Here is a 22130-nt window from a genome sequence, read left to right on the forward strand (position 1 = left end):
CATGACACCGACCGCCGAGATGACCGACTCGTCAGCACCGCCTGCACAGTCGGTCTCCCCGGCCTGCGACCTGCACACCATCGACTCCTCGACGACCGATCTCGAGCTCGTCGAGGAAGTGCTGGCCGCTCACTTCCGCAGCCACGCCTCGACCCTGCGGCAGGTCGGTACGGAACTGACGCCCGCGATCGACGTCGTGTCGGCCCGGATCGGCGGTGGCAAGCGCCTGCGCGCGTCGTTCTGCCTGTGGGGCGCGCGTGGCGCGGCCGAGGGTCGGACCGTTCCCGGCATCGTCGAGATGGCCGCCGCGATCGAGTTGTTCCATCTCGCCGCTCTGGTGCACGACGACGTGATGGACGACAGCGACGTCCGTCGTGGCCTGCCCACGGTGCACCGGCACTTCGCCGACGATCATCGCCGCGCGCGGCGTCGGGGGGACGCCGAGCGACACGGCACCGCCGTCGCGATCCTCGTCGGTGACATGTGCCTGTCCTGGTCCGACGACCTCGCCGCCGCTGCGGCCGACGACGCGACCGCCGACGTCCGCCGGGCCGTTCGAGACACGTGGTCGGCGATGCGCGACGAGGCGTACGCCGGCCAGTACCTGGACATGCTGAGTCAGACCGAGGACACCACCGACGCAGACCGCACGGCGCGCATCCTGCGCTACAAGAGCGCGCGCTACACGATCGGCCAACCGTTGCGACTCGGCGGCACGCTCGCCGGCGCTCCCGCGGCGCTCCTCGACGCCTACGATCGAATCGGCCTCACCGCAGGCGAGGCCTTCCAGCTCCGCGACGACATCCTGGGTGTCTTCGGCGATGAGAAGATCACCGGTAAGCCCGCCATCGACGATCTACGGGAGGGCAAGCGCACGATGCTCATCGCGGTGGCCGAGGCATCGGCGGGCCGGATGGAGCGCCGCGTGATGGCCGATTGCCTCGGCAACCCGGATCTCGATGCGGAGGGCGCCGCACGGATGCGCGAGGTCCTGCACTCCACCGGCGCCGTCGAACACGTGGAACAACGCATCGTCGATCTCGCGGAGGACGCGCTCGGCATCGTCGAAGATGCCCCGATGGATTCGCAGAGCCGACGGGCCCTGACCTCCCTGATCGAACGCTGCGTGTGGCGGCGCGCATGACCGCTCCTTCCGGACCGACGGTCGAACTCCGCGTCTGGGGTGTCGATCGGGTCCTACCAGCGCTCGGACGGATGTCGTCGAGTCGCCGGGCGTTTCGCCGCGCACCCGGTCTGCGTTTCGTCAAACTCCTCGGCACCGGCACCGCCCGCACATTCACCCTGGAGAGCGCCGACCTGAAGCACTGGGCCGCCCTCACGGTCTGGCGCGACGACGAAGCCGCCTCGGCGGCACGAGATTCCCCGATCTTCGACCGCTGGCAGGATTCCAGCACCGAGGAGCTCCGGGTCACGATGCGACCGCTCCGGTCGAAAGGACGATGGTCGCGCGTCGACCCCTTCGAGACGGCACAGTCGTCCGACGCCCACCGTGCACCCGGGCAGGGGTGGACAGGCCCCGTCGCCGCGTTGACGCGGGCGCGGTTGAGGCCGACCAAAATGGCATCGTTCTGGCGCGCCGTCCCGCCGGTGGCAGCCGAACTCGCCGGGGCACAGGGCAGTCGGCTGGCGCTCGGCGTCGGCGAGCTCCCGGTCGGGGTGCAGGGCACCTTCTCGATCTGGGACTCCGCACAGGACCTGACCGACTTCGCCTATCGCTCCCCCGCACATCTGTCGGCGGTCCGGCGGACCGCACCGTCACGGTGGTACGCCGAGGAACTGTTCGCCCGTCTCGCCGTCACCGAGGTGGTCGGCACATATGAGGGGAGGTCGGCGTGAGTCTGCTGCACGGCAGCGCTTCTCACCGAACCCCACCGTCCCGATCGCGGCGGGTGGTCGGCGTCGTGTCCTGGAATCGGGGTCTGGTCACCCTGGCATGGATCTTGCTGGCCGCGACGATCGGCGTCCAGATCGCGTTTCCGCTGACCGGTGGCGGAACCCTTCCGCTGACCGTCGCAAGCGTGCTGCTGCTGGCGTCGGCGTCGCTCGTCCATGTCGCCGCGACCCGGGGCGCCGCCGCCGCGGTCGCCCTCGCTGTGGTGGCAGGCGGTGGCGGGCTGATCGCCGAATCCGTCGGTGTGAGCACCGGATTCCCGTTCGGCACCTACGAGTACACCGACGGCCTGGGACTGAAGGTCCTCGGCGTGCCGGTCCTGGTCCCGCTGGCCTGGATCATGATGTCGTGGCCCGCGCTCATCGTGACCCGACGTCTGGTCCGGGCGTCGGGTGTGGCCCGGCGATGGGTACGGCCGGCCACCGCCGTGGTGGGTGCATACGCACTCACGGCCTGGGACGTGTTCCTCGATCCGCAGATGGTCGATCAGGGAAACTGGGTGTGGCGGTACCCGACACCCTCCCTACCCGGGGTCGCCGACATCCCCTTGACGAACTTCGCCGGCTGGCTGCTGGTCTCGTTCCTCATCGTCGCGACGCTGGATCTCCTGATCCGTCGCGACGAGAATGCCGAGACCGACCGCGCCGGAATGGATGCCGTGCCCGTCACGGCGTACCTGTGGACCTACTTCTCGTCGGCGATGGCCCACGCGGTCTTCTTCGGGCGCCCGACGGTCGCCCTCACCGGCGGACTCCTCATGGGTGTCATCGCGATCCCGCTGCTGGTCGTCGAGATCAGGGGGCGCCGTGCGGGCGTCTGACCTGGTGCGGCCGCTGGTCGCGGCGGGCACCGCGCTGTCGCTGGCGTCGTTGGCCCTGACCCTCGACAACGCGCGCCGGGTACGCCGACCCGTCCCCACTGATATCCTTGTGCCGGAACCACTCTCGGTGCTCGTCCCGATGCGCGACGAGGTGGAATCCGCCGAACGTTGTCTGCTGGCCGTCGTCGAGGCGGCGGACCGATGGCCCGGACCGATCCGGATTCTCGTACTCGACGACGGGTCCGTGGACGGGACCGATGCCGTGCTCGCCCGCCTCGCCGCATCGGACGACCGGATTCACGTCCACCGCGGCACTGCACCACCTCCCGGCTGGCTCGGGAAGAACTGGGCCTGCGCCCAACTCGCGGACAAGGCGTTTCCCGACGGGATCCACGTGTTCCTCGATGCGGACGTCGTTGTCGAGCCCCACGCCTTCACCGCGTCGTCGGCCCTTCTCCGCAACGCCGGGCTCGACCTGGTGAGCCCGTATCCACGACAGGTCGCCGTCCGGGCGGGCGAGCGACTGGTGCAACCACTCCTGCAATGGTCGTGGCTGAGCACCCTGCCACTCGGGCTCGCCGAGCGGTCGCCGCGCGAATCCCTCTCGGCCGCAAACGGACAGTTCCTGGTGGTCGATGCCGCGACGTATCGGCGCGCCGGCGGTCACGCGGCAGTGCACGACGTCGTCCTCGAGGACATCGCACTGCTGCGGGCAATCAAGGCGGCCGGGGGCCGCGGCGTTGTCGCGGAAGGAAGCGACGTCGCCACCTGCCGGATGTACCACGGCTGGCGAGAGGTCCGCGCGGGCTATCGCAAATCGCTGTGGTCCGCGTTCGGGTCACCGGGCGGGACACTGGGTGTCACGGGTCTACTCTGCCTGATGTACGTGTTTCCCGCGGCCGCAGCATTGTTCGGCTCACGGGTGGGGTTGGTCGGGTACGCGGCCGGCGTGGCGTCCCGGGCGGTGTCGGCGCAGCGCACCGGCGGCCGTGCGTGGCCCGACGCCTTCGGTCACCCGCTGTCGATACTCGTGTTCACCGGCCTGGCAGTCGATTCGACGCTGGCCCGACAACGCGGAGTCCTGGAATGGAAGGGACGCCCCATCGAGGTCCGTCGATGACCCGGGTTCTCGTGATCGGTGCGGGCGTCGGCGGGCTCGCCGTCGCCATGCGTCTCGCCGCGACCGGTCACGACGTCGCCGTCCTCGAACAGTTCGACGATGTGGGCGGCAAGCTCGGGGTCATCGAGCACGACGGTTTCGTCTTCGACACCGGCCCCTCGCTCGTCACCATGCCGCACGTGTTCGAAGAACTCTTCGCGGCGACGGGCTCGTCGATCCATGACCACCTGACCCTCGAAAGACTCCCGGTCGCCGCCCGCTACCGATTCCCCGACGGCACCAGCCTGGACATGCCGGGACACCTCGACGACATCCCGGCCGCCCTCGACGCCGCGCTCGGACCCGGGCGGGGCGCCGAATGGTCGACGTTTCTCCAACGCGCTGAACGCGTCTGGGACGTCACGCATGAGCCCTTCCTCGAATCGCCGATGAGCATCCGCACGATGATCGGCGGGATCGCCACCCCGTCGGACGTGCGCACCGTCGCGCCGTGGCAAACATTGCGCGGTCTCGGCGAGCGTTACCTCGACGACCCGCGCCTGCGTATGCTGTTGGACCGCTACGCGACCTACACCGGCTCCGACCCGCGTCGCGCACCAGCGGCACTGGCCTCCGTGCCATGGTCCGAGCAGGCGTTCGGATCATGGTACGTCCGAGGCGGATTGGGCCGCATCGCGAGCGCCATGCGCGACCGGCTCACCGAACTCGGCGGGCGGGTCGAACTGGGCGTCGAGGTCGACCGGATCTCGGTGGGCCTCAACGGCCGAGCCGATGGTGTGGTGCTGACCGACGGAAGCCGACGCTCCGCCGATCTGGTCGTCGCGAACGCCGATGCGCGGCAGGTCTACGACCGCCTCCTGCCGCGTCGCGCCGCCCGCCGACCTGCAGCGCTGTTGCGACGGACCACGCCGTCACTGTCCGGGTTCGTGCTGCTCCTCGCCCTCGACGACCCTCCCCCTCAGCCACACCATCAGGTGCTGTTCGCCGAGGACTACGACGAGGAATTCGACGCGGTCTTCGGCTTCCGCGGCCCACCACGCCCCGTCGCGCGACCTACGGTCTACATCTCGGCGCCAGCCGATCCCGCGATCGTCCCCGGCCCGCGAACCGGTGCGTGGTTCGTGCTGGTGAACGCACCCCGACACGATCCCGACCACGGCGTCGACTGGGACACAGAGGGTTTGGCTAACTCCTACGCCGACCAGATCCTCGAGGTGATGGCCGACCGCGGACTCGACCTGGCCGGCCACGTGCGACACCGTCTGATCGTCTCGCCCGCCGACCTCGAGCGCCGGACCAGGACACCGGGCGGCTCGATCTACGGTTCGTCGTCGAACGGACCCCGCTCGGCGTTCCTGCGGCCGTCGAACACCTCACCGGTACCGGGTCTCTACCTCGTCGGCGGATCGTCGCATCCCGGTGGCGGTCTGCCGCTCGTGGTCATGTCGGCGAAGATCGTCGCCGACCTGATCGGACCCGCGCCCGAGCGTCATTGACCGACGGTGCCGGACAGCCATTTCGGGAACGTGATCGCCCGGCGCCGCCGGTTCAGTCGCCACCACCGGCGAGTTCTGGCTTTGCTTCTGCGCACACGGCGATGAAGGTGAGTCCGCGGGGGCCGGCGCGTAGGTGCCGGCGGTGGTGCATGTCGACCGAGATGTAGTGCCCTGGCGCAACTGGTTCCGCGGTTCCGTCGATCACAATCCATCCGGTGCCGGCGAGGATTGCGTAGACGTCGTCGGTGTGGTCGTCGAGGTGGTCATGCGGAACCGTCTCGGCATCGGCCGGCAGGTCGACCTGATAGATCTCGAAAGCCGTGACGTTGAGTGCTTCGCTGATGCGGCGGTCGTAGGGGCTTGTGGCTGGATGTGGGCCGTGGCCCGGCTGAATCGACTCGGCGGTGACGATGACATGTGGCATGTCTGCGACCGTAGTCGTCGTGTCGGGCGACGGTCGGACATGAGGTCGTCTTGTGGACACCGGCGATGAAATCTGATGGCAACTGATCTGAGAGCCGGTGCGGCTTTTGCAGCTATCTCTCACGGCCATTGCCGGCCTGGTGTCCCGTTTGACGTCGTCGGCGCACAATCACCTTTACGTTGGAGTGCGTCCGGGGCGGTCGCCTCGGATGCTCGTCCGCGGTTCGGGGCGTGGCTCGACAATCACCTGTTGCCCTCGGTGGCTCGGCGTGGAAGGCCACCCCGGGCCGTGACGGGTCGTTTCGGCCGCTGATTGAGATGTGTTCGCGAACTTGTCGCTGTGTAAAGGTGCGCCGGCGAAAACAAACCTGACGAGGTGAACAGGTCCGAGCAGAGAGGTTTATATGGACGAAACGGTTTGGGTAGGAATCGATGTCGGTCGTCATGCACACCATGCCGCCGCGGTCGACGACGCGGGGACGGTGCTGTGGGTCACGACGGTTACACAACGATCAGGGGGCCATTGAGGCGATCATCGAAGGAGTGTCCGGGATCGAATCGGTGGTGTGGGCGATCGACATGACCGCACCGGAATCGGCCCTGCTCCGAGGGGTGTTGTCCCGCCGCGGCCAGCACGTTCGCTATGTGCCAGGTCGCGTTGTGCACAGCATGGCCGGCGCTTTCGCCGGCGAAGGCGAAACCGATGCTCGCGACGCGGTGGTGATCGCCCAGACCGCTCGTCTCCGGGGCGATCTCGCAACAGTTGCGGTCCCTGATGATGTCGCGGTCGAACTCGACTTGTTGACCGGTCACCGCTGCGACTTGGTCACCGAACGAACGTGAGGTATCAATCGTCTGCGCGGCCTGCTGACCCGCATCTTCCCCGGTCTGGAGCGGTGATTCGACTACTCGACGCTGACCGGTCTGGCATTCGTCACCCGCTTTGCCACGCCGTCGGCGATCGCTGCGGTCTCCGACGAGCAGATTTACGACCACCTCCGCGGTCATGGTGTCCGCCGACCGACCATTCCGGAGATGATCAGCAAGGCGCGTGCGGCCGCGCAGGCGCAGACCGTGACGCTTCCTGGCGAGCCGACTAAAGCGCTGCTGGGTGCAGCAGTCGACGGCCTCCCTGATGGCACTCACTCGCCAAATCGCTGAGCTGGATAACAGATCACCGAGGTATTCCGCCGACACCGGCACGCACGGATTCTTGAATCCGTGCCCGGCATCGGCGCCCGAAGTGGAGCTGAGCTCGTCGCGATCACCGCTGGTGACCTCACCTCGTTCGGCTCGGCCGTCAAGCTCGCCGCTTACGCCGGTCTTGCTCCGGTGCCACACGATTCAGGCAACCGCCACGGCAGCTTGCGCAGACCCCAGCGCTACCACCGCGGATTACGCAAGGTGTTCTATATGGCAGCACTCAACAGCTCGCAACGCGCCGGGCCATCCCGGGAGTTCTATCAGCGCAAGCGAAACGAGAAACGCTCGCACGTCCACGCACTTATCGCGCTGGCGAGGCGTCTGTAGACGTCGTGTGGGCACTCGTTCGCGACGGCCTCGAGTGGGTACCTGCAAGTCCCCCTCCGGGTACGGCAGCGCCTAGGTCGGTGGCTGCGTGAAGTCGGCCGGGCGACTAGTTCGCCGAGCCCGGTGATGAACTGGTCAACAGCTCCGTCTGTGTCCGCCGCAGTCGCCTATTCCACCAGGCAGGTCGGTGTCGCGCTTGACGCTCAAGTCGATGGAACTCAATGTCTTGGACGACGAGTAATACAGGGACGACCAGGAATGGAACCGTCGTACCCCACCGTCGGCCTCGGCCGTTTTCGACCAGACCGGCAATCGCGGCCACGCCCGAGGTGTACAGGATGGCGTTGTACGGCACCATCACCGGCCCTCGTAGGCCCTCGCATTCGGTGAGCCACGGGACACCGACGGTTCTGCGTGTGGGCCAGTAGATGAAGTGCGCCACCACTGCTGAGAGGAACAGGCCGTTCATCATGCCCATCGCGGGATCGTATGTCCGAGGAGCTCGAGATGCCACGGTGTAACTCGCCGTCGTTCCGGCCAGCCAGCCGGCAGCGGCGACAGCCGGCCCGCGGATCGACGAGAACGGCATAGCCACCCCGCACGCCAGCTCGTAGAACACATGGGCACCGATGGAGGCCGCTCCGACGCGGGTCCACGGGCGCGAGCGAGAGGCCCCGCCCTGGGACGCGTGCGCCATCATCGCTGCCCGTTCTCGTTCGCCGCACCGGATGTCCACGCCGGCGAGGGTGGAGTGAGGGGTTCAGGTCCCGGTGCGCGGAAGGCCTGCAGCATGTAGCCGGCCAGGCGTCGCCACGGCTGCGATGAGGACCGGTCGGTGGTGCGCAGCAGACCACTGTTGGCGCGGGTCAGCAGGTAGAGGTCGCTGTGGTCGAAGTCCGGCCGGACCGCGCCGGCGGCCCGGGCGCGGTCGACGAGTGCCACCGAGGCGTGAAACGCGCGGTCCATCTCCGTGCGGAACAGTTCGGTTCCCGAATCCGGTGCCATCAGAACATCATTGAACCCCAGGTCTTCGGCTTGTTGTTCCAGGATGTACAGCACGTAGTCGCGAAACGCCTCCCACGGATGGGTCAACGCCTGGTCGGCCGCGACCTCACTGCGGTCGGCGTAGCGACTCATCTTCGCCTCGAGGACCACCCCGACGAGGTCCTGCACCGACGAGAACCGACGGTAGATCGTGCCCACACCCACACCGGCTTCCTCGGCGATGCGCTCGAGTGTGACGCCGGTCCCGTGCTCGGCGAACACCCTCCCGGCGGTGCAGATGATCGCCTGCCGATTGCGTTCGGCGTCGGCGCGCAGAGGTCTGTTCTCGCTGCTCATAGACACCACAGTAGCAAGTGGAATAGTTCTTCCGCATGTGTGGTTCAATGATGTGGAGAAACTGCTCCACTTACTTCGATGGCAAAGGACACCACGATGAAGGCATTTGTACTGACCGCATTCGACGCAGCACCGACGGTGGCCGAGGTCGATGAGCCGACGCCGGGACCCGGTGAGGTTCGTGTGCGTGTGGCCGCGGCGTCGGTCAACGGGTTCGATCTGTCGGTGGCCAAGGGCATGCTCAACGGCGCGATGGAGCACCGCTTCCCGGTAGTGCTCGGCAAAGACTTCGCCGGCACCGTCGACGCGGTCGGCGATGGTGTCGACGACTACGCAGTCGGCGATCGGGTCTTCGGTGTGGTCACCAAGGACTTCCTCGGTGACGGCTCGCTGGCCGAGTTCGTCACGGTGCCGACATCGGTCGGCATCGCGAAGCTGCCGTCCTCGGTGGACTTCACCGAGGCCGCCGGCCTCGGACTTGCCGGGACCGCGGCACTGATGGCCGTGGATGCCGCGAACATCAGCGACGGCGCCACGGTGCTGGTCGTCGGCGCGACGGGCGGAGTCGGACAGCAGGCAGTGCAGCTGGCCGCGCGGGCCGGAGCCCGGGTGATCGCGACCGCGGCATCCGACGCCGAGATCGCCAAGGTCACCGCGCTGGGATCGTCGGAGACCGTCGATTACACCGCCGATGTCGTCGATCAGGTTCGGGCACTGGCCCCGGGCGGTGTCGAGGTGGTGCTGCACTTCGCCGGTGACCCGCAGGCGGCGATCGACGCCGCCGCAGTCGGTGGGGTGTTCGTCTCGACGATGCTGCGTGGTCCCGATGATGTTGCCGCAGAGGATGTTCGAGTCGAATCGATCTACGCTCACCCGTCGCCGGAAACGCTGCAGCGGTTGGCGCGCAACCAGGCCGAACAGCACACCACCGTCAGTGTGCAGAGCGTGCATCCTCTCGATGACGCTGCCGCCGCTTTCGCCGAGTTCGGCCAGGGAACCCTCGGCAAGATCGTCATCTCCCTCAGCTGACCCACCCACTTGCGCCACCGGTCGACAGGCACGCACGCCGCGTCCTCGACCGGTGGCCACCACAAGGAGTGATCCCATCATGGAGCTCGGAGTCTTCTCCCTGAGTGACATCTACCCCGGCGGTGCCGACACCGCAGCCAGTCGGACCCGCGACATCATCGAGTTCGGGCTCCTCACCGAGCACCACGGCCTCGACGTCTTCGGCATCGGGGAGCATCACACCCGAGGCTTCGCCGTCTCCTCGCCCGCAGTCGTGCACGCGGCGATCGCCCAGGCGACTGAACGTATCACCCTGACCACTACCGCCACCGTGCTCAGCGTCCTCGACCCCGTGCGGGTCTACCAGGACTTCGCCACTCTCGACCTCGTCAGCGGGGGCCGCGCTGAGATCATCGCCGGCCGTAGCGCATTCGCCGAACCGTTCGCTCTGTTCGGCGAGAACATCGCCGACCTCGACGAGCTGTTCGCCGAGAAACTCGACCTGCTGCTACGTCTGCGCGATGAGGAGACGGTCACCTGGCGCGGACGGCATCGGCATCCCTTGCGCGATGCAGCACCCAACCCGCAACCGCAAGGGCCGCTGCCGGTGTGGGTGGCAGTAGGCGGCACCCCGACCAGCGCCCACCGGGCCGGCACCCTCGGACTCCCGATGGCGCTCGGACTGATCGGCGGCACCATCGACCACGCACGGCGACTCGTCGAGATCTATCGGGCCGCCGGCCGCGCCGCCGGACACCCCGACGATCAGCTCACCGTCGGCGTCACCAGCCACTTCTACATCGGCGACACCGACCAGCAAGCCCTCGACGACTTCTACCCCTACTACGCGAGGTACCTGTCACCGGAGACCAACGGCGGGCGTGGCTGGCACGTCGATCGGCCCACCATGGCCGCACTCGCCGGCCGCGGTGGCGCGCTGATGGTCGGCGGCCCCGACCATGTCGCCGCCAAGATCGCCGAGTTGCGCGACGAACTCGGTGTCGATCGCTTCCTGGGGCAAGTCGACCTCGGCGGCATGCCCGCACAGATGGTCCGCGATTCGATCCGACGCTTCGGTGACCTCGTCGCACCCGCACTCACCAATCACAACGCAACCACCACGAAAGGCCAGATCTCATGAATGTCACCGTCTTCGGCGCCACCGGAGCCATCGGCTCCCTCACCATCGATGAGCTCCTCGACCGCGGTCACAGCGTGACCGCTTACGCGCGTAACCCCGCAAAAGTCCCCGAACGGTGGGGCGATCGGGTCCGCGTGGTGATCGGAGAGATGTCCGATACCGCCGCCATCGACACCGCCGTGGCCGGGACCGACGCGGTCATCAGCGCCCTGGGCCCAAGCATGGACCGCAAGGCCACCGGCCTTCCCCTGGTCGAGGGCACCGAACACATCCTCGCCGCGATGAAACACCACGGGGTCAACCGCTACATCGGCCACGGCACACCCAGCATTCTCGACCCGCGCGAAAAGCCCACCCTGCAGACCCGAGTCATCAGCTTCATGGGCCGCACGTTTCTCTCCCGCGCCTACCAGGAACTACTCGGAATGACCGACCGTGTCCTCACATCAGGTGTCGCCTGGACCATCGTCCGGTTCTCCGCACCCAAGGACACCCCCAAGACCGGGAAACTGCGCGTCGGGTTCTACGGCACCGACCGCATCGGCTTTGCTGTCAGCCGCGCCGACATCGCCGCGTTCACCGCCGCCCAAGTCGACGACACCACCTATATCAACGCAGCACCCGCGATCAGCAACTAACCCACACACACACGAAAGGCCCTCTCTTCCATGACCATCGCCATCATCGGTGCCACCGGCCAACTCGGCGGCCACGCCATCAACGCCCTCCTCGCTCGTGACGTCGCACCCGCCGACATCCTCGCTCTGGGCCGCAACTCCGACCGTCTGGCCGAACTCGCCGGCCGAGGCCTGCGCACCGCGACCGTCGACCTCGACGACATCGCCGCCACCGCGGCCACACTCACCGGGATCGAATCACTGTTGCTGATCTCCGTCGGCGGCCCGGGACAAGGTCTCGAACCCCGCCGCAACACCGTGACCGCCGCCCAGACAGCCGGCGTGCAGCATCTCGTCTACACCTCTGCTCTGCGCGCATCGACCACCACCTTGGTTCTCGCCGCCGAGCACAAAGCAACCGAAGAAGTCATCACCGCCTCAGGGATCCCGGCCACCTTCCTACGCAACGGGTGGTACACCGAGAACCACGAAGCCGACTTCCGCGCCGCCCAACAACGCGGGGTCATCGCCAACAGCATCGGCGCCGGACGCATCGCCACCGCGACCCGCGCCGACTACGCCGAGGCCGCCGCGGTCGTGCTCACCACGCCCGGCCACCAGGGCAAGGCCTACGAACTGTCCGGCGACACCGCCTGGAACTTCACCGAGTTCGCCGCCACTGCCTCCGACATCCTCGGCAGCCCCGTGCGCTACGACGCCCTCAGCTCCGCCGACGAGCAAGAACAACTGCGCGCCGCCGGACTCGACGACGCCACCATCGGGTTCATGAGCCTCCTCAACGCCAACATCGCCGACGGCACCCTCGCCGACACCACCGGCGACCTCGCCACCCTCATCGGCCACCCCACCCAGCCACTCGCAGACACCATGCGCACCTGGCTCTGACCCGTACTGCCATCTCGCGAGACGTCGGAACTGCACGCCGACCCCAACCACCCCGCACAAACTGATAGGACTCTCACACATCATGTTCATCGCAACGCTGATCGTCTCGATCCTCCTGGCCCTGGCCTTGCTGTCCTCCGCCTCAGGAAAACTGACGAGGAAGCCCGCGGTCATCGAGCAGATCACCGCCGTGGGCGTACCCGCCGACAAGATTCCCCTCCTTGGCTACCTCGAGATCGCGGGAGCGCTCGGCCTGGTCGCCGGTCTGTTCTGGTGGCCCATCGGAGTCGCGGCAGCCATCGGCGTGATCTTGTACTTCCTGGGCGCGGTCATCTCCCACCTACGCGTCAAGGATGTCAAAGGCAGTGCACCGGCGGCCGCCCTTGCGCTCGTCGCCGTCGCAGCCCTTGTGCTCCTCCTCCTCACCATCTGAGCCGTGCAATCGAAAATCGGGTTCGCCAGTGTCCGAGAATGAACACCTCAGCGGCCAAGTAGACAGGTCGCGAGCGCCAGCCACTCGCCCGTTGTGGGCCTCGGTCGTCGCCTGCTGCGGCGACCGAGGCCCGCGAGTCGTTTTTTGAACAATCCAATGGCAGATAGGTGGCCTAGTGCTGGACTACAGCGTCCGCTATCTGATCGGCAATCTCGTTCGTACTGAACTCGCCAGTGCTTAACGCCCGTTTGTCGGCCAGCGAGGGACTGTACTGGCGCACCTCGTCTGCGGTCACGTCGTGCCAGATCAGTAACATGGTCTGCTCGCCAGCAACGGTGCGAGTGACAAGGCCGTCCAGCTCGTGATTTGTCCACCCCTTGGCAAAGAATGCCGGTGACAGGACAACGACGCCGAAGCGGCTCGATCGGATGCCTTCGTCGATCTTGCGGCGCAGGCTATCTCCGATCTTAATCTCAGTCTTGTCCAGCCATACCGCAACACCGCGTTGGGTCAGTGCGTCGCGCAACGGAACCGCCACATCGGCTTTGTCTTCGGTTGCGTGCGAAAGGAAGACGTCCCATGTTTGCCCGCCGAGGGCGTCTCCCTTTGGTTCCAGCGGTTCTCGGACCTGAACGTTGCTGACCGGACTGTCTGGTTGTCGTAGGGTGGGCAGATTTCCCCGTGGCGGAGGCTCGACGTGAACGCCCGCGCGGACTTTCCCAGGGTTACCGCCCAAGTCCACGACAACGACCCATCTCCCGCTGCGCGGGATGCTGATTCGCGCCGGAGACTTCTTTGCCAGGCCACCAATGTACCGGTAGCGACGGTTGGCCTTGTACGAGCGGTAGTCCGAGGACGTCATCAGTTGAACGTTCGCTTGCTTGTCCAACGTGACGACGGCAGTCGCGCCCTTGTCCTGTTGACCTAAGTCGTAGTACAGGTGCTGCACGCCTGAACCTACTTCTTGTCCCGCGGGGGAACGGGATCGTTGCCCGGCGCTACGGTATCTGAGTTGCGTATTCGACCGTCACGTCCATGGATTCGGACCTCGGCGCCACCTGCGTTGCCCACGATCTCCTTGGCCCGCGTGATGGCGGCCTTCTGCGTATCTGCGTGCACGCTGGAGCGTTCGCTGCCCGGCTTCTTTACGTCCCAGCCGCCTTTGTCGTTCGGAACGACGGGGCGACGGTTATCGTTGCCCATTCTGATGCCACCCCTATGGTCGAAGGTCTAGCCAGGAACTGAGGGTCCAACCAAAACTGTAGGCGAGGCACCCGACAAACGACGCAAGTCATCCGCTCCAGTTGCAGGTATCGGCGTCAACTCTGAGACGACTTGCGTCCCCGCATTGAGATCCACGCCCGCCATAGAACCATGGTGAGGACGACGCCCGCGATGGCCATCAGCGGCAACGGCACGACAGCCGTGGTCCTGGTCCACCAACTGATCTCGCTGGCCGGTCCGGCGCTGCGCGGAGGATGCGGCGGCCCGTACTTTCGCTCGAGTGCCGACCGTACATCAACCGCCGAGGGGGTGGACGGTCCGTGGCACAAGCTGCTTTTCCATGAGTGGCCGGCCCCACCGCCTTCGGATGCGAAAAGTAAATACTCAACGCCCGCGGCGTAGCTGATGCCGCAGGACGGCCCCTGCGAAGGTGTTTCGACGGTGGTGACGGTTCCGACGTTCCCTTTGAAGACCTCGAGCACTTCGAACTCGTAGATGTCATGCGAACCGGCCGACACCTTGTCGGTGACTCGCGCGACGAAGACACCGTCAGCCCGTGAAGCAGCTTCCTCGGTTGTGTAGCCAACACAACTGCACGCACACGCAGTGCCGGCGGCGCCCATCGACGCTGCTGCGGCGACCACAAGCCCGCACACTGCGAGACCAACGACTCGCGGAAAGAGCCGGCGGAGGAGGCCGTTCGAAGACGGGCGGCTTGGTCGCGCCGTTGATGTGTTGATCACGGTGTCCCGCCGAGCCGGCCCCGGCGACGCATCAGTCAGCATCGGAGTTCACGATCCGAGGCTCTCGTCCCGAGAGAACACCGATGTCGCGGTGTCGTCGAAGATCCGCATGGTGGCGGTGACAAACTCTCGGCGCGAGACCCCGCACACGCGTAGGGCCCGACCGTGGTCGAGCGCGACGACAACGATCACCACCGCCGCGATGGCCCGCCAGGTCTGCTTGATCGCGATCCGAGCCGCCGCGGGGGTGTCACGGAAGCCGAGCCGCAGACGCCGGATCTGGAACGGGACGTGATGATCTTCGTCGGCGAGGATGCGTTCGGACACCTCGACCAGAAGCCGATCGCTCCCGCCTTCGGCCAGCGCACGGTAGTAGCGCAACGCGACGACCTCGGCGATGGTCAGGATCATCAATTCCAGCCGCAGCCCCAGCAGTCGCCGAAGATGGACGAAGACGCTGTCGGACCAGTGCCAGCGTTTGGTCTGTGCCCCACCCGCGTGTAGCAACAGCGCCAGCATTCGCGCGTGGTTTTGTTCCTCGGCGACGAAGAGCCGCACGGCGGCCTCGTAGTCGCGGTCGCCCGTAGCGGCGGCATTGGCGATCAGATGAGCCCCGTCGCCGCTCTCACCCACCTGGAACTTCTGCAGACTCCGAACGATCGCCGGGTCGAGCCGACTCCGGACTTCCCAAGGCGGATCGGCACCCTCGGACCGTTGCACAGCCCGCACGCGGAACCCCTCGGACCAACTGCCTGATTCCACCTGTGAACTCATCTGCGCTGCTCCTTGTGTCACCTCGACTGACCCGGGTCCTGACTCACAGTGTCCACGTGAGTCAGCGTGTTCGGGGCGGGAGAGGAATGTCAGAGAGGACGAGCCGAATTCGCGGATGCTCTGCCCTGCACGATTGATCCGGGGACGTGCGTCACCACGATCACCGTGCTTCTGTGGGCACCTGATCACCGTTCACACGCTTATGCGCCAACCATGTAGACAGTGTCCGTCCCAACGTCCCTACCAACTCTGTACCGAAGACGCACAGAGTCTGCTCCCATGGGTGCCCGAACGTACCGGTGCTGAAGTCAGGGCGGGCGAAGATGTAGTAGTCGCCGTTCGGGTAGACCGTGACCGGCCATTCGGTGTCAAATGTTTCAGCGTGCACCGCTGCATTGAACCGATATCCGGGATGCTGCCAATCGAGCACGATCCAGTCGGGATCGTCGAACGAGCTCACGAAACACCGTTGGGCCTCAGCGTTGATTGCGTCAAACTGGGCGCTCCACATTCCGGGCGAGCCCTTAGGGACAGATAGATCGAAGGTCACCGATGGAGTCGGATCGACAACGGCGGGCCAGGCTGTGGGGTGGGTGCTCGGCCGGAATGACTCGAACCTCTCGATGAACAGCTCCCACGCCCTATCCTCCTCGTCTCGCGGCAGATAGCTCCATCCTGGCGGCAACGAGTTCCCGTGGTCGAGGGTCCAACGCATCATAGGACCATCCTCGCAAGGCAGGACGGGACGATCGACATGTGTAGGAGTGGTCGACTCTGACCGTGCAGCAATGTAATTCGTGAAGTCTGACGCGAATGTCCAGGGGCCATGGACACAATCGCTACTACCTGCTCCTCGTGAGACGCCACCCTGTCGAGGTCCTACTCAAACTTCAGCGCAGCGTTGCGCTCGCCGGATCAACCGGTACCGCGGCCCCCACGACGGCGGCGACCACGTGCTGCGGGTCCCCGCAGGCGTCGGACGACCGCCACGCGACGACATGATCGGGACGGACGAGAGCGATTCTGGTGTTCGGGTCGAGCCGGTCCACACGCACGGCGGTTGTCGGGATGCCCCGGTCGCGCGCGGCGGTCAGCAGGGTCGCCACGGCCCCGGCTGCGTCGTCGACGTAGACGCTGGTGAAACCCGGTCCGAGCACGTCGAACAGACACCGGCCGTCCGCGAGCCAGCTGTGCGGCAGGCGGCTCCGTCCGCCGGAACATCGCATTCCCCGCGCGAGTGTCGCGTCGGCGAAAGGCCGGCCTCGCCACCACCCTGGGTGTTAGTTCCTGGCCACCCGGCTCGGTGTACCCGTCTCGGCACCGCGGCCCTAGGTGCGCCGGACCATTCCCGCCGTCTCGACCGGTCAGACCCGGTCGCGGTAGTTGTACGCGTGCCCGCCCAGGGACGCGGTCACAACCGCCACCGGGACGCGCGAGGCCTGCAGGTTCCGGCGCTCCTCGGGGGTGAGGTCCCGGTCCCGGCGGGTCCGCATCCATCGCGGGGCGCGCAATCGTGAGCTCCAACTGGTTCCCTGCATGTCACCCGCACCTCTCACTGTGAGCACTGTCACGCGCCCGTACCCGGGTGACACGGATTCCAAACCTCGACCGGCGATTCCTTGTGCGCAGGTCAGCGGTTCGCGACCGGCATCGGGCCCACCGACCGGTCACCCCGCAGCTTCTTCCGGATGAGTTCGGCGCTGATCAGGCACATCGGCAAGCCGATACCCGGCCGTGTGCTCGATCCCGCGTAGTACAGGCCGTCGACCTTGCGCGACCTGTTCGTCGAGCGCAGAAACGCGCTCTGACGCAGGGTGTGCGCCGGGCCGAGGGCTCCGCCGCACCAGGAGTTGACCGAGTCGACGAAGTCGGCGGGGCCGATGGTGCGCCGGACGACCACGCGATCGGCGAGGTCGGGTACACCCGCCCACTGTCCGATCATTGCGATGGCGCGGTCGGTCACCTTCTCGATGTCGGGGTCACCGCTGCCGTCCACACCGCCGTGACCGAGACCCGGATCGGGCGGAACCGGCACCAGGATGAAGAGGTTCTCCGAATCCGACGGCGCCACCGAGGCGTCGGTGGCCGACGGTTTGCACACGTAGAGGGAGGCCGGGTCCGGCACCCGCGTGGGGCTTTCGAAGATGGCGTCGAAGTTTGTCTTCCAGTCCTCGGTGAAGAACAGCGAGTGGTGCGCCAGTTCGGGGACCTCACCGCGCACTCCGAGGAGGGCGAGCACCGCGCCGGGACCGGAAGTGGCGCGGTCCCAGTAGCGCTCAGGGAAAGTCTGGAGTTCCCGGGGCAGCAGACGCGTCTCGAGGTGATGAAGATCGGTGGCACCGATCACGATGTCCGCCAGCAGGTCTCGCGAGGTACCGTCGGGCCCTTCGACGCGTACCCCGGCCACCTCGGCACGACGGCGCCACGGTACCCGCCTCGTGCCCGCACGCTCCCGCGTGAGGACGGTCGTCGCTGCGGTCCCCGTGTGGATCCGCACACCCCGCTCGCGGGCCACCCGTTCCAGCGCATCGACGAACGTGGTGAAGCCGCCGTTGGGATATCGCACCCCGTCGGCGAGGTCGAGCCAGCTCATCAGGTGATACATCGCGGGGGTGCGCTCGGGCGAAGAACCCAGGAACACCGCCGGATACCCGAGGACCTGCCGGAGTCTGCGGTCGGTGAAACGGGCCGCCACATAGGACTGCAACGACGTCGTCAGCAGGGTGACAAGGGTCTTCGCGTGCCGCAACACCGGTAGACCCAGGAAAGCGCGCGGCGAGTCGAAACTGGTGTACAGAAAGCGTTCCACCGCAAGGTCATAGGCCTGTCGACCGGAGCGCAGATAGTCGTCGAGCGCAGCTCCGGCGCCCGGTTCGATCTGCTCGAAGAGGGCGCGATTGCGCTCGCGGTCGCCGAAGACGTCGATCGGTTTCTCATCGGCGTCCTCGCTGTCGCCGAAGAACACCCGATACCCGGGATCGAGTCGGACGAGATCGAGCTGTTCGGCGGTCGACGTCCCGAGCATCTCGAAGAAGTGGTCGAAGACCTCGGGCATCAACCACCACGACGGGCCGGTGTCGAAGCGGAAACCGTCGCGGTCCCAGGAACCGGCACGACCGCCGAGATCATCGTTCTTCTCGACGAGTTCGACGTCATGCCCGTCGTGGGCGAGGAGGGCGGCGGTGGCCAGTCCGGCGACACCGCCACCGATGACGACAACACGTCTGGGGTCGCTCATGCGTTGATCTTCCTTCTGCGGACGTCGACGGCCTCGGCGCGGGAAGCGGTTCGCGGCATGCCGCGCCGGGCGACGGCGGCCGCCGCGATCCGGGCCTTCCCGGGGTTCGGGATGCGGACGCGGCTGCGGCGGGCCTCCGCGGCCGACGACTCGCGCAGACGAGCGGTCAGTTCGGCGAACAGATCGTGCGCGGTGCACACCGCGACCCGGCTTCCGACCGGGAGGTGCGGGATGGCGGCCGCGGCGGCGCTGAGGTCGAGATCGATGTCGTCCAGCCAGAGCGCCCAGGCGGACTCCGCCGGATCGTCGGGATCGAGGCCGACCAGATAGCGTCGCCCCAGCCCGTCGCTGTCCTCGCCGAAGTCGCGCAGGAAGTTGATCTTCTGGAACGCTGCGCCCAGCCGCTGGGCACCCGGTGCGAGGTGGTCGTACCGGGCCGCCGATTTGGCTTCGTCGGCGACAAACGCGCGCAGGCACATCAGACCGATCACCTCGGCCGAGCCGTAGATGTAGGTGGCCAGTGAGTCGAAGTCGTGCTGGACCTGGGTCAGGTCGCTGCGCATCGAATCGAAGAACGGCCCCACCAGATCGAGGTCGATGCCGACCCGGCGGGCGGTCTGGGCAAAAGCGTGCACGACGAGGTTGCTGCTCGAGCCGGTGACCAGCGCGACGCTGGTCTGCTCTTCGAGCTGGTCGAGCTCGTTGCTGCGGTCGACGAGTCCCTGTTCGGGGCGCGGGGCGTCGACGATCTCGTCGGCGACCCGGACGAGTGCGTAGATGTTCTGGATGTCGCGACGGATCCGCGGGGGCAGCAGCCGCGAGGCGAGCCCGAACGAACTCGAATACGACTTGATGACGAGCGCCGCGCTGGCCTCGGCGACCTCGTCGTACCGCCGGTGAGGTGGGACCACCTCAGTGTGACCGGGAATGTGCATCATCCGACCGCTCCTCGACCTGGTGACTTCGCGGGTTGCCTGACGTCATGCATTCGATGCCCGGGACATCGCCGGATGGGTCTCGTGGACCGAACCGTCGTGACCATTCGGCAGCTGGCGCACCTGTTCGACGAACCACGGGCTGACCGACCACGGGGTGCGTTCGACGAGCGACCACACGTCGGCGACATCGGCCCAGACGTGTTCGGCGACCTCGTCGGGCGCGGGTCGGGGCGTTGCCAGCGGGCGCGCGACGAACACCGGGCAGATCTCGTTCTCCACGATCCCGCTCGCGTCGACCGCCCGGTACCGGAAGTCGGGCAGGACGCAGCGGACGTCGGCGACCTCGATACCGAGCTCGCGCACGGCGTACCGGTGCACGGCGTCGACAACGTCCTCACCCGGACGCGGGTGCCCGCAGAACGAGTTGGTCCACACACCGGGCCAGCTCCGCTTGGACAACGCCCGACGCGTCATGAGGATGCGGCCGTCGGCGACGAGGTGGCACGAGAAGGCGAAGTGCAGCGGGGTGTCGAACCCGTGCACCGCCTCGCGGTCGGCGGTGCCGCATGGGCGGCCGTCGGCGTCGGCGAGAACCACCGAGTCGTTGGTCATCGAAGATTTCCTCATCGCGTCGAGATCGTGGAAGCGGGCACCCGCCGTTCCCCATTGTTCGTCACGGGGCATTGTCGTTCAGGGGGCACTTCGTCGCCGACGCCCGATCCGGATGGGGAGCTGTCCGTCACCCGGGGTCATCCGAGCCGTCGGGTCTGCTTCCGCACCGCGACCCCGAGCTGGACCGTGCCCACCACCGCGAGTACGGCTCCGATCACGGCGATCGCGGCGGCCAGAACCGTGACGGTGCCGGAGGCCAGGCCGGTAGCCCACCACCAGGTCGAACACAGCGCCGCGATGATCGCCAGTATCACCCGCGACGGTCGTTCCCACACGGTGACCGCGCCCGGCCCGGTCATCCCGACCGCCTGCGCCGTGGCACGGGTCGTCTCGAGGATGAGGGTCAGCACCACGATCGAGACGCCCAGCCACGACGGCGCTCCCACGACCACGACGATGCCGATCAGCATGACGTCGGAGCACCGGTCGGCGACGGCGTCGTTGAGCCGGCCCCACCGCGACGCCGTTCGCGTCTGGGCCGCGATCGCGCCGTCGACGCCGTCGAGCAGCGCCGCCACCAGGATGACCAGTGCGGCGAGCAACGGCCACCAGCCCCCGAGGATCGTCAGACACAGTGCCGTCGCGGTGGCGACCACGCCGAGCACCGTGACGGTGTTGGCGGACACACCGAGCCGTGCGAGCGGGCGCGCGCACCAATGACTGATCAGCACCCAGCCGCGCACCCACGGGTTCTGCCGCGGATCGATACCGCCGTGGAGTTCCGACCAGGCGTCGAGTGCCTCGTCCCGGGCGGGCTTCATCCGGCCGGCCGCGACGTCTCGGCCCGCTCGCTTCGCTCCCGGCGCCGTGTTTTCTCGGCCCGCTCGCTTCGCTCCCGGCGCCGTGTTTTCTCGGCCCGCTCGCTTCGCTCCCGGCGCCAGGTGCTCAGGTTCCGCGGACACGGTCCCTCCTCTGCTTCGAGATCGCCTGCCCAACCGCCCATCCGACGATCACGATGACATGCGCGACGTAGAGCCACAGCCCGACCGCCACCACGCCGCCGATCACCCGGAGCCCCCCGTACGGGATACCGACGTCGATCGGCAGGGACAGGAACAGCAGGAAGCCCTGGAAGAACCCGGCGATGAACGACGCGGTCCCGAGAGCCGTGACCGCCGCGACTCCCAGCGTCGGCTCGCCGGGCGTCACCCGCCAGTACACCCACGTCAGCGCGATGGCCACCGTCAGCCAGACGACGATGAACTCGACCACGATCCGCACCACGAGATCCCCGAGACCGCCCGTCCCGCCGCCGTCGGGCGCGAGCGTGGTGAGTGTGCCCGCGACGCCGACGACGACGAAGGCCAGCGGCGGCACGACGACGACCAGCCCCAGCACCCAGATCCGCGACCGCCAGCCGGTGAACCGGTCGTCCCGCGGATACAGCGTCATGCACGCACGGCGAAGTCCCTCGCCGTAGAACGACGCCGGGAACAGCAGCACGACAGCGCTCATCAGCGACAGCCCGGTGCCGATCACGACTGCCTCGTCGAAGACACCGCGGCCGCCCATCGCCGGCGGGATGAGCACGCGAAGCTCCGACAGGGACTCGGCGGCCGACGGGCCGCGCAGCCACGTCGTCGACCAGATCCCGAGGAGCGCCCACGGGACGACGGCGATCGCGGCGAAGTAGGTCAGCGTGGCGGCGGCAGCCGCGAGGTCCCCGCGGCCGAGGGTGGTGCGGACATCCGCCACCAGCGCACGGACGTCGAGCGTCTTCGCGTGCTCGCGGAACGAGGTCTCGCGAGTCACCGTGGGGGCCGATCGGCGCGGTGTCACCCCTCCGGGATACCC

Annotated in this window: 24 protein-coding genes and 1 pseudogene; 11 read left to right on the forward strand and 14 right to left on the reverse strand. The window is 67.3% G+C overall.

The window, feature by feature from the left end:
* Position 1: 1 nt before the first annotated feature.
* Genes AMD30_RS16685 through AMD30_RS16705 form a run of 5 tightly spaced genes read left to right on the forward strand, consistent with a single transcriptional unit; the run spans position 2 to position 5348 of the window.
* Positions 2-1144: a polyprenyl synthetase family protein gene (locus tag AMD30_RS16685; RefSeq protein WP_055476396.1), complete on the forward strand. Its 1143-nt coding sequence runs from the start codon at positions 2-4 to the stop codon at positions 1142-1144.
* Positions 1141-1857, forward strand: coding sequence for a hypothetical protein (locus AMD30_RS16690; protein ID WP_055476431.1), 717 nt, complete (start codon positions 1141-1143; stop codon positions 1855-1857). Before AMD30_RS16685 ends, AMD30_RS16690 begins: the two co-directional genes overlap by 4 nt.
* On the forward strand, positions 1854-2732 hold the full coding sequence (locus tag AMD30_RS16695) for a carotenoid biosynthesis protein (RefSeq protein WP_055476397.1): 879 nt from the start codon (positions 1854-1856) through the stop codon (positions 2730-2732). The genes AMD30_RS16690 and AMD30_RS16695 overlap by 4 nt, the downstream gene beginning before the upstream one ends.
* Positions 2719-3852: a glycosyltransferase gene (locus AMD30_RS16700; protein ID WP_055476398.1), complete on the forward strand. Its 1134-nt coding sequence runs from the start codon at positions 2719-2721 to the stop codon at positions 3850-3852. The genes AMD30_RS16695 and AMD30_RS16700 overlap by 14 nt, the downstream gene beginning before the upstream one ends.
* Positions 3849-5348 (forward strand): phytoene desaturase family protein, encoded by a 1500-nt coding sequence (locus AMD30_RS16705; RefSeq protein WP_055476399.1) that lies wholly within the window; start codon positions 3849-3851, stop codon positions 5346-5348. Before AMD30_RS16700 ends, AMD30_RS16705 begins: the two co-directional genes overlap by 4 nt.
* Before the next feature lie 52 nt (positions 5349-5400).
* Here the strand turns inward: AMD30_RS16705 and AMD30_RS16710 are convergent, their stop codons facing one another.
* Positions 5401-5772, reverse strand: coding sequence for a hypothetical protein (locus tag AMD30_RS16710; RefSeq protein ID WP_055476400.1), 372 nt, complete (start codon positions 5770-5772; stop codon positions 5401-5403).
* A 403-nt stretch (positions 5773-6175) separates the two neighbouring features.
* Between AMD30_RS16710 and AMD30_RS24670 the strand changes: the two are divergent.
* Positions 6176-7393: pseudogene (locus tag AMD30_RS24670) on the forward strand (IS110 family transposase).
* A gap of 604 nt (positions 7394-7997) precedes the next feature.
* Here the strand turns inward: AMD30_RS24670 and AMD30_RS16720 are convergent.
* Positions 7998-8642: a TetR/AcrR family transcriptional regulator gene (locus AMD30_RS16720; protein ID WP_055476402.1), complete on the reverse strand. Its 645-nt coding sequence runs from the start codon at positions 8640-8642 to the stop codon at positions 7998-8000.
* A gap of 78 nt (positions 8643-8720) precedes the next feature.
* Between AMD30_RS16720 and AMD30_RS16725 the strand changes: the two genes are divergently transcribed.
* From AMD30_RS16725 to AMD30_RS16745, 5 genes are all read left to right on the forward strand, one after another.
* The gene (locus AMD30_RS16725) at positions 8721-9671 is read left to right on the forward strand and encodes an NADP-dependent oxidoreductase (protein WP_055476403.1); all 951 of its coding nucleotides are present in this window, start codon (positions 8721-8723) and stop codon (positions 9669-9671) included.
* Positions 9672-9750: 79 nt separating this feature from the next.
* Positions 9751-10791, forward strand: coding sequence for an LLM class flavin-dependent oxidoreductase (locus AMD30_RS16730; RefSeq protein WP_055476404.1), 1041 nt, complete (start codon positions 9751-9753; stop codon positions 10789-10791).
* Positions 10788-11429, forward strand: coding sequence for an NAD(P)-dependent oxidoreductase (locus AMD30_RS16735; RefSeq protein WP_055476405.1), 642 nt, complete (start codon positions 10788-10790; stop codon positions 11427-11429). Before AMD30_RS16730 ends, AMD30_RS16735 begins: the two co-directional genes overlap by 4 nt.
* Positions 11430-11459: 30 nt before the next feature.
* Positions 11460-12314: an NAD(P)H-binding protein gene (locus AMD30_RS16740; protein ID WP_055476406.1), complete on the forward strand. Its 855-nt coding sequence runs from the start codon at positions 11460-11462 to the stop codon at positions 12312-12314.
* 82 nt (positions 12315-12396) lie between these two features.
* Positions 12397-12747: a DoxX family protein gene (locus tag AMD30_RS16745; protein ID WP_055476407.1), complete on the forward strand. Its 351-nt coding sequence runs from the start codon at positions 12397-12399 to the stop codon at positions 12745-12747.
* A 172-nt stretch (positions 12748-12919) separates the two neighbouring features.
* On the opposite strand, the gene AMD30_RS16750 is transcribed toward AMD30_RS16745, so the two are convergent.
* From AMD30_RS16750 to AMD30_RS16795, 12 genes are all read right to left on the reverse strand, one after another.
* Positions 12920-13696 carry a DUF1883 domain-containing protein gene (locus tag AMD30_RS16750; RefSeq protein ID WP_055476408.1) on the reverse strand — a complete coding sequence of 259 codons (777 nt, stop codon included), beginning with the start codon at positions 13694-13696 and terminating at the stop codon, positions 12920-12922.
* 8 nt (positions 13697-13704) lie between these two features.
* Positions 13705-13950 carry a DUF2188 domain-containing protein gene (locus tag AMD30_RS24675; RefSeq protein WP_084817302.1) on the reverse strand — a complete coding sequence of 82 codons (246 nt, stop codon included), beginning with the start codon at positions 13948-13950 and terminating at the stop codon, positions 13705-13707.
* A gap of 116 nt (positions 13951-14066) precedes the next feature.
* Positions 14067-14594 (reverse strand): hypothetical protein, encoded by a 528-nt coding sequence (locus tag AMD30_RS16755; protein ID WP_156354304.1) that lies wholly within the window; start codon positions 14592-14594, stop codon positions 14067-14069.
* A gap of 168 nt (positions 14595-14762) precedes the next feature.
* Positions 14763-15488 carry a ferritin-like domain-containing protein gene (locus tag AMD30_RS16760; protein ID WP_055476410.1) on the reverse strand — a complete coding sequence of 242 codons (726 nt, stop codon included), beginning with the start codon at positions 15486-15488 and terminating at the stop codon, positions 14763-14765.
* Positions 15489-15648: 160 nt separating this feature from the next.
* On the reverse strand, positions 15649-16206 hold the full coding sequence (locus AMD30_RS16765; protein ID WP_055476411.1) for a DUF2716 domain-containing protein: 558 nt from the start codon (positions 16204-16206) through the stop codon (positions 15649-15651).
* A gap of 172 nt (positions 16207-16378) precedes the next feature.
* Positions 16379-16714, reverse strand: coding sequence for an aromatic-ring hydroxylase C-terminal domain-containing protein (locus AMD30_RS16770; protein WP_055476412.1), 336 nt, complete (start codon positions 16712-16714; stop codon positions 16379-16381).
* A gap of 138 nt (positions 16715-16852) precedes the next feature.
* Positions 16853-17026, reverse strand: a complete 174-nt coding sequence (locus AMD30_RS25070) for a hypothetical protein (protein WP_156354306.1) — start codon at positions 17024-17026, stop codon at positions 16853-16855.
* 92 nt (positions 17027-17118) lie between these two features.
* Complete coding sequence (gene crtI, locus AMD30_RS16775) at positions 17119-18726, reverse strand: phytoene desaturase family protein (protein WP_055476413.1); 1608 nt, start codon at positions 18724-18726, stop codon at positions 17119-17121.
* The gene (locus AMD30_RS16780; RefSeq protein ID WP_014928501.1) at positions 18723-19664 is read right to left on the reverse strand and encodes a phytoene/squalene synthase family protein; all 942 of its coding nucleotides are present in this window, start codon (positions 19662-19664) and stop codon (positions 18723-18725) included. Before AMD30_RS16780 ends, crtI begins: the two co-directional genes overlap by 4 nt.
* Before the next feature lie 42 nt (positions 19665-19706).
* A complete protein-coding gene (gene idi / locus AMD30_RS16785) occupies positions 19707-20276 on the reverse strand; it encodes an isopentenyl-diphosphate Delta-isomerase (RefSeq protein ID WP_055476432.1) in 570 nt (189 codons plus the stop codon).
* Positions 20277-20413: 137 nt separating this feature from the next.
* On the reverse strand, positions 20414-21097 hold the full coding sequence (locus AMD30_RS16790; protein ID WP_055476414.1) for a CDP-alcohol phosphatidyltransferase family protein: 684 nt from the start codon (positions 21095-21097) through the stop codon (positions 20414-20416).
* A 124-nt stretch (positions 21098-21221) separates the two neighbouring features.
* Positions 21222-22088 carry a YhjD/YihY/BrkB family envelope integrity protein gene (locus AMD30_RS16795; RefSeq protein ID WP_055476415.1) on the reverse strand — a complete coding sequence of 289 codons (867 nt, stop codon included), beginning with the start codon at positions 22086-22088 and terminating at the stop codon, positions 21222-21224.
* Positions 22089-22130: the final 42 nt, after the last annotated feature.

It is taken from the genome of Gordonia sp. HS-NH1 (assembly GCF_001418765.1).
In the GTDB taxonomy this organism is placed as follows: domain Bacteria; phylum Actinomycetota; class Actinomycetes; order Mycobacteriales; family Mycobacteriaceae; genus Gordonia.

Excerpts from the sequence above, each read along its gene's own strand:
- AMD30_RS16685 (WP_055476396.1), top strand. The coding sequence starts at position 2 with ATGACACCGACCGCCGAGATGACCGACTCGTCAGCACCGCCTGCACAG.
- AMD30_RS16690 (WP_055476431.1), top strand. The coding sequence starts at position 1,141 with ATGACCGCTCCTTCCGGACCGACGGTCGAACTCCGCGTCTGGGGTGTC.
- AMD30_RS16705 (WP_055476399.1), top strand. The coding sequence starts at position 3,849 with ATGACCCGGGTTCTCGTGATCGGTGCGGGCGTCGGCGGGCTCGCCGTC.
- AMD30_RS16710 (WP_055476400.1), bottom strand. The coding sequence starts at position 5,772 with ATGCCACATGTCATCGTCACCGCCGAGTCGATTCAGCCGGGCCACGGC.
- AMD30_RS16720 (WP_055476402.1), bottom strand. The coding sequence starts at position 8,642 with ATGAGCAGCGAGAACAGACCTCTGCGCGCCGACGCCGAACGCAATCGG.
- AMD30_RS16725 (WP_055476403.1), top strand. The coding sequence starts at position 8,721 with ATGGCAAAGGACACCACGATGAAGGCATTTGTACTGACCGCATTCGAC.
- AMD30_RS16730 (WP_055476404.1), top strand. The coding sequence starts at position 9,751 with ATGGAGCTCGGAGTCTTCTCCCTGAGTGACATCTACCCCGGCGGTGCC.
- AMD30_RS16735 (WP_055476405.1), top strand. The coding sequence starts at position 10,788 with ATGAATGTCACCGTCTTCGGCGCCACCGGAGCCATCGGCTCCCTCACC.
- AMD30_RS16740 (WP_055476406.1), top strand. The coding sequence starts at position 11,460 with ATGACCATCGCCATCATCGGTGCCACCGGCCAACTCGGCGGCCACGCC.
- AMD30_RS16745 (WP_055476407.1), top strand. The coding sequence starts at position 12,397 with ATGTTCATCGCAACGCTGATCGTCTCGATCCTCCTGGCCCTGGCCTTG.
- AMD30_RS24675 (WP_084817302.1), bottom strand. The coding sequence starts at position 13,950 with ATGGGCAACGATAACCGTCGCCCCGTCGTTCCGAACGACAAAGGCGGC.
- AMD30_RS16755 (WP_156354304.1), bottom strand. The coding sequence starts at position 14,594 with ATGGGCGCCGCCGGCACTGCGTGTGCGTGCAGTTGTGTTGGCTACACA.
- AMD30_RS16760 (WP_055476410.1), bottom strand. The coding sequence starts at position 15,488 with ATGAGTTCACAGGTGGAATCAGGCAGTTGGTCCGAGGGGTTCCGCGTG.
- AMD30_RS16765 (WP_055476411.1), bottom strand. The coding sequence starts at position 16,206 with ATGATGCGTTGGACCCTCGACCACGGGAACTCGTTGCCGCCAGGATGG.
- AMD30_RS16770 (WP_055476412.1), bottom strand. The coding sequence starts at position 16,714 with ATGCGATGTTCCGGCGGACGGAGCCGCCTGCCGCACAGCTGGCTCGCG.
- AMD30_RS25070 (WP_156354306.1), bottom strand. The coding sequence starts at position 17,026 with ATGCAGGGAACCAGTTGGAGCTCACGATTGCGCGCCCCGCGATGGATG.
- crtI (WP_055476413.1), bottom strand. The coding sequence starts at position 18,726 with ATGAGCGACCCCAGACGTGTTGTCGTCATCGGTGGCGGTGTCGCCGGA.
- AMD30_RS16780 (WP_014928501.1), bottom strand. The coding sequence starts at position 19,664 with ATGATGCACATTCCCGGTCACACTGAGGTGGTCCCACCTCACCGGCGG.
- idi (WP_055476432.1), bottom strand. The coding sequence starts at position 20,276 with ATGACCAACGACTCGGTGGTTCTCGCCGACGCCGACGGCCGCCCATGC.
- AMD30_RS16790 (WP_055476414.1), bottom strand. The coding sequence starts at position 21,097 with ATGAAGCCCGCCCGGGACGAGGCACTCGACGCCTGGTCGGAACTCCAC.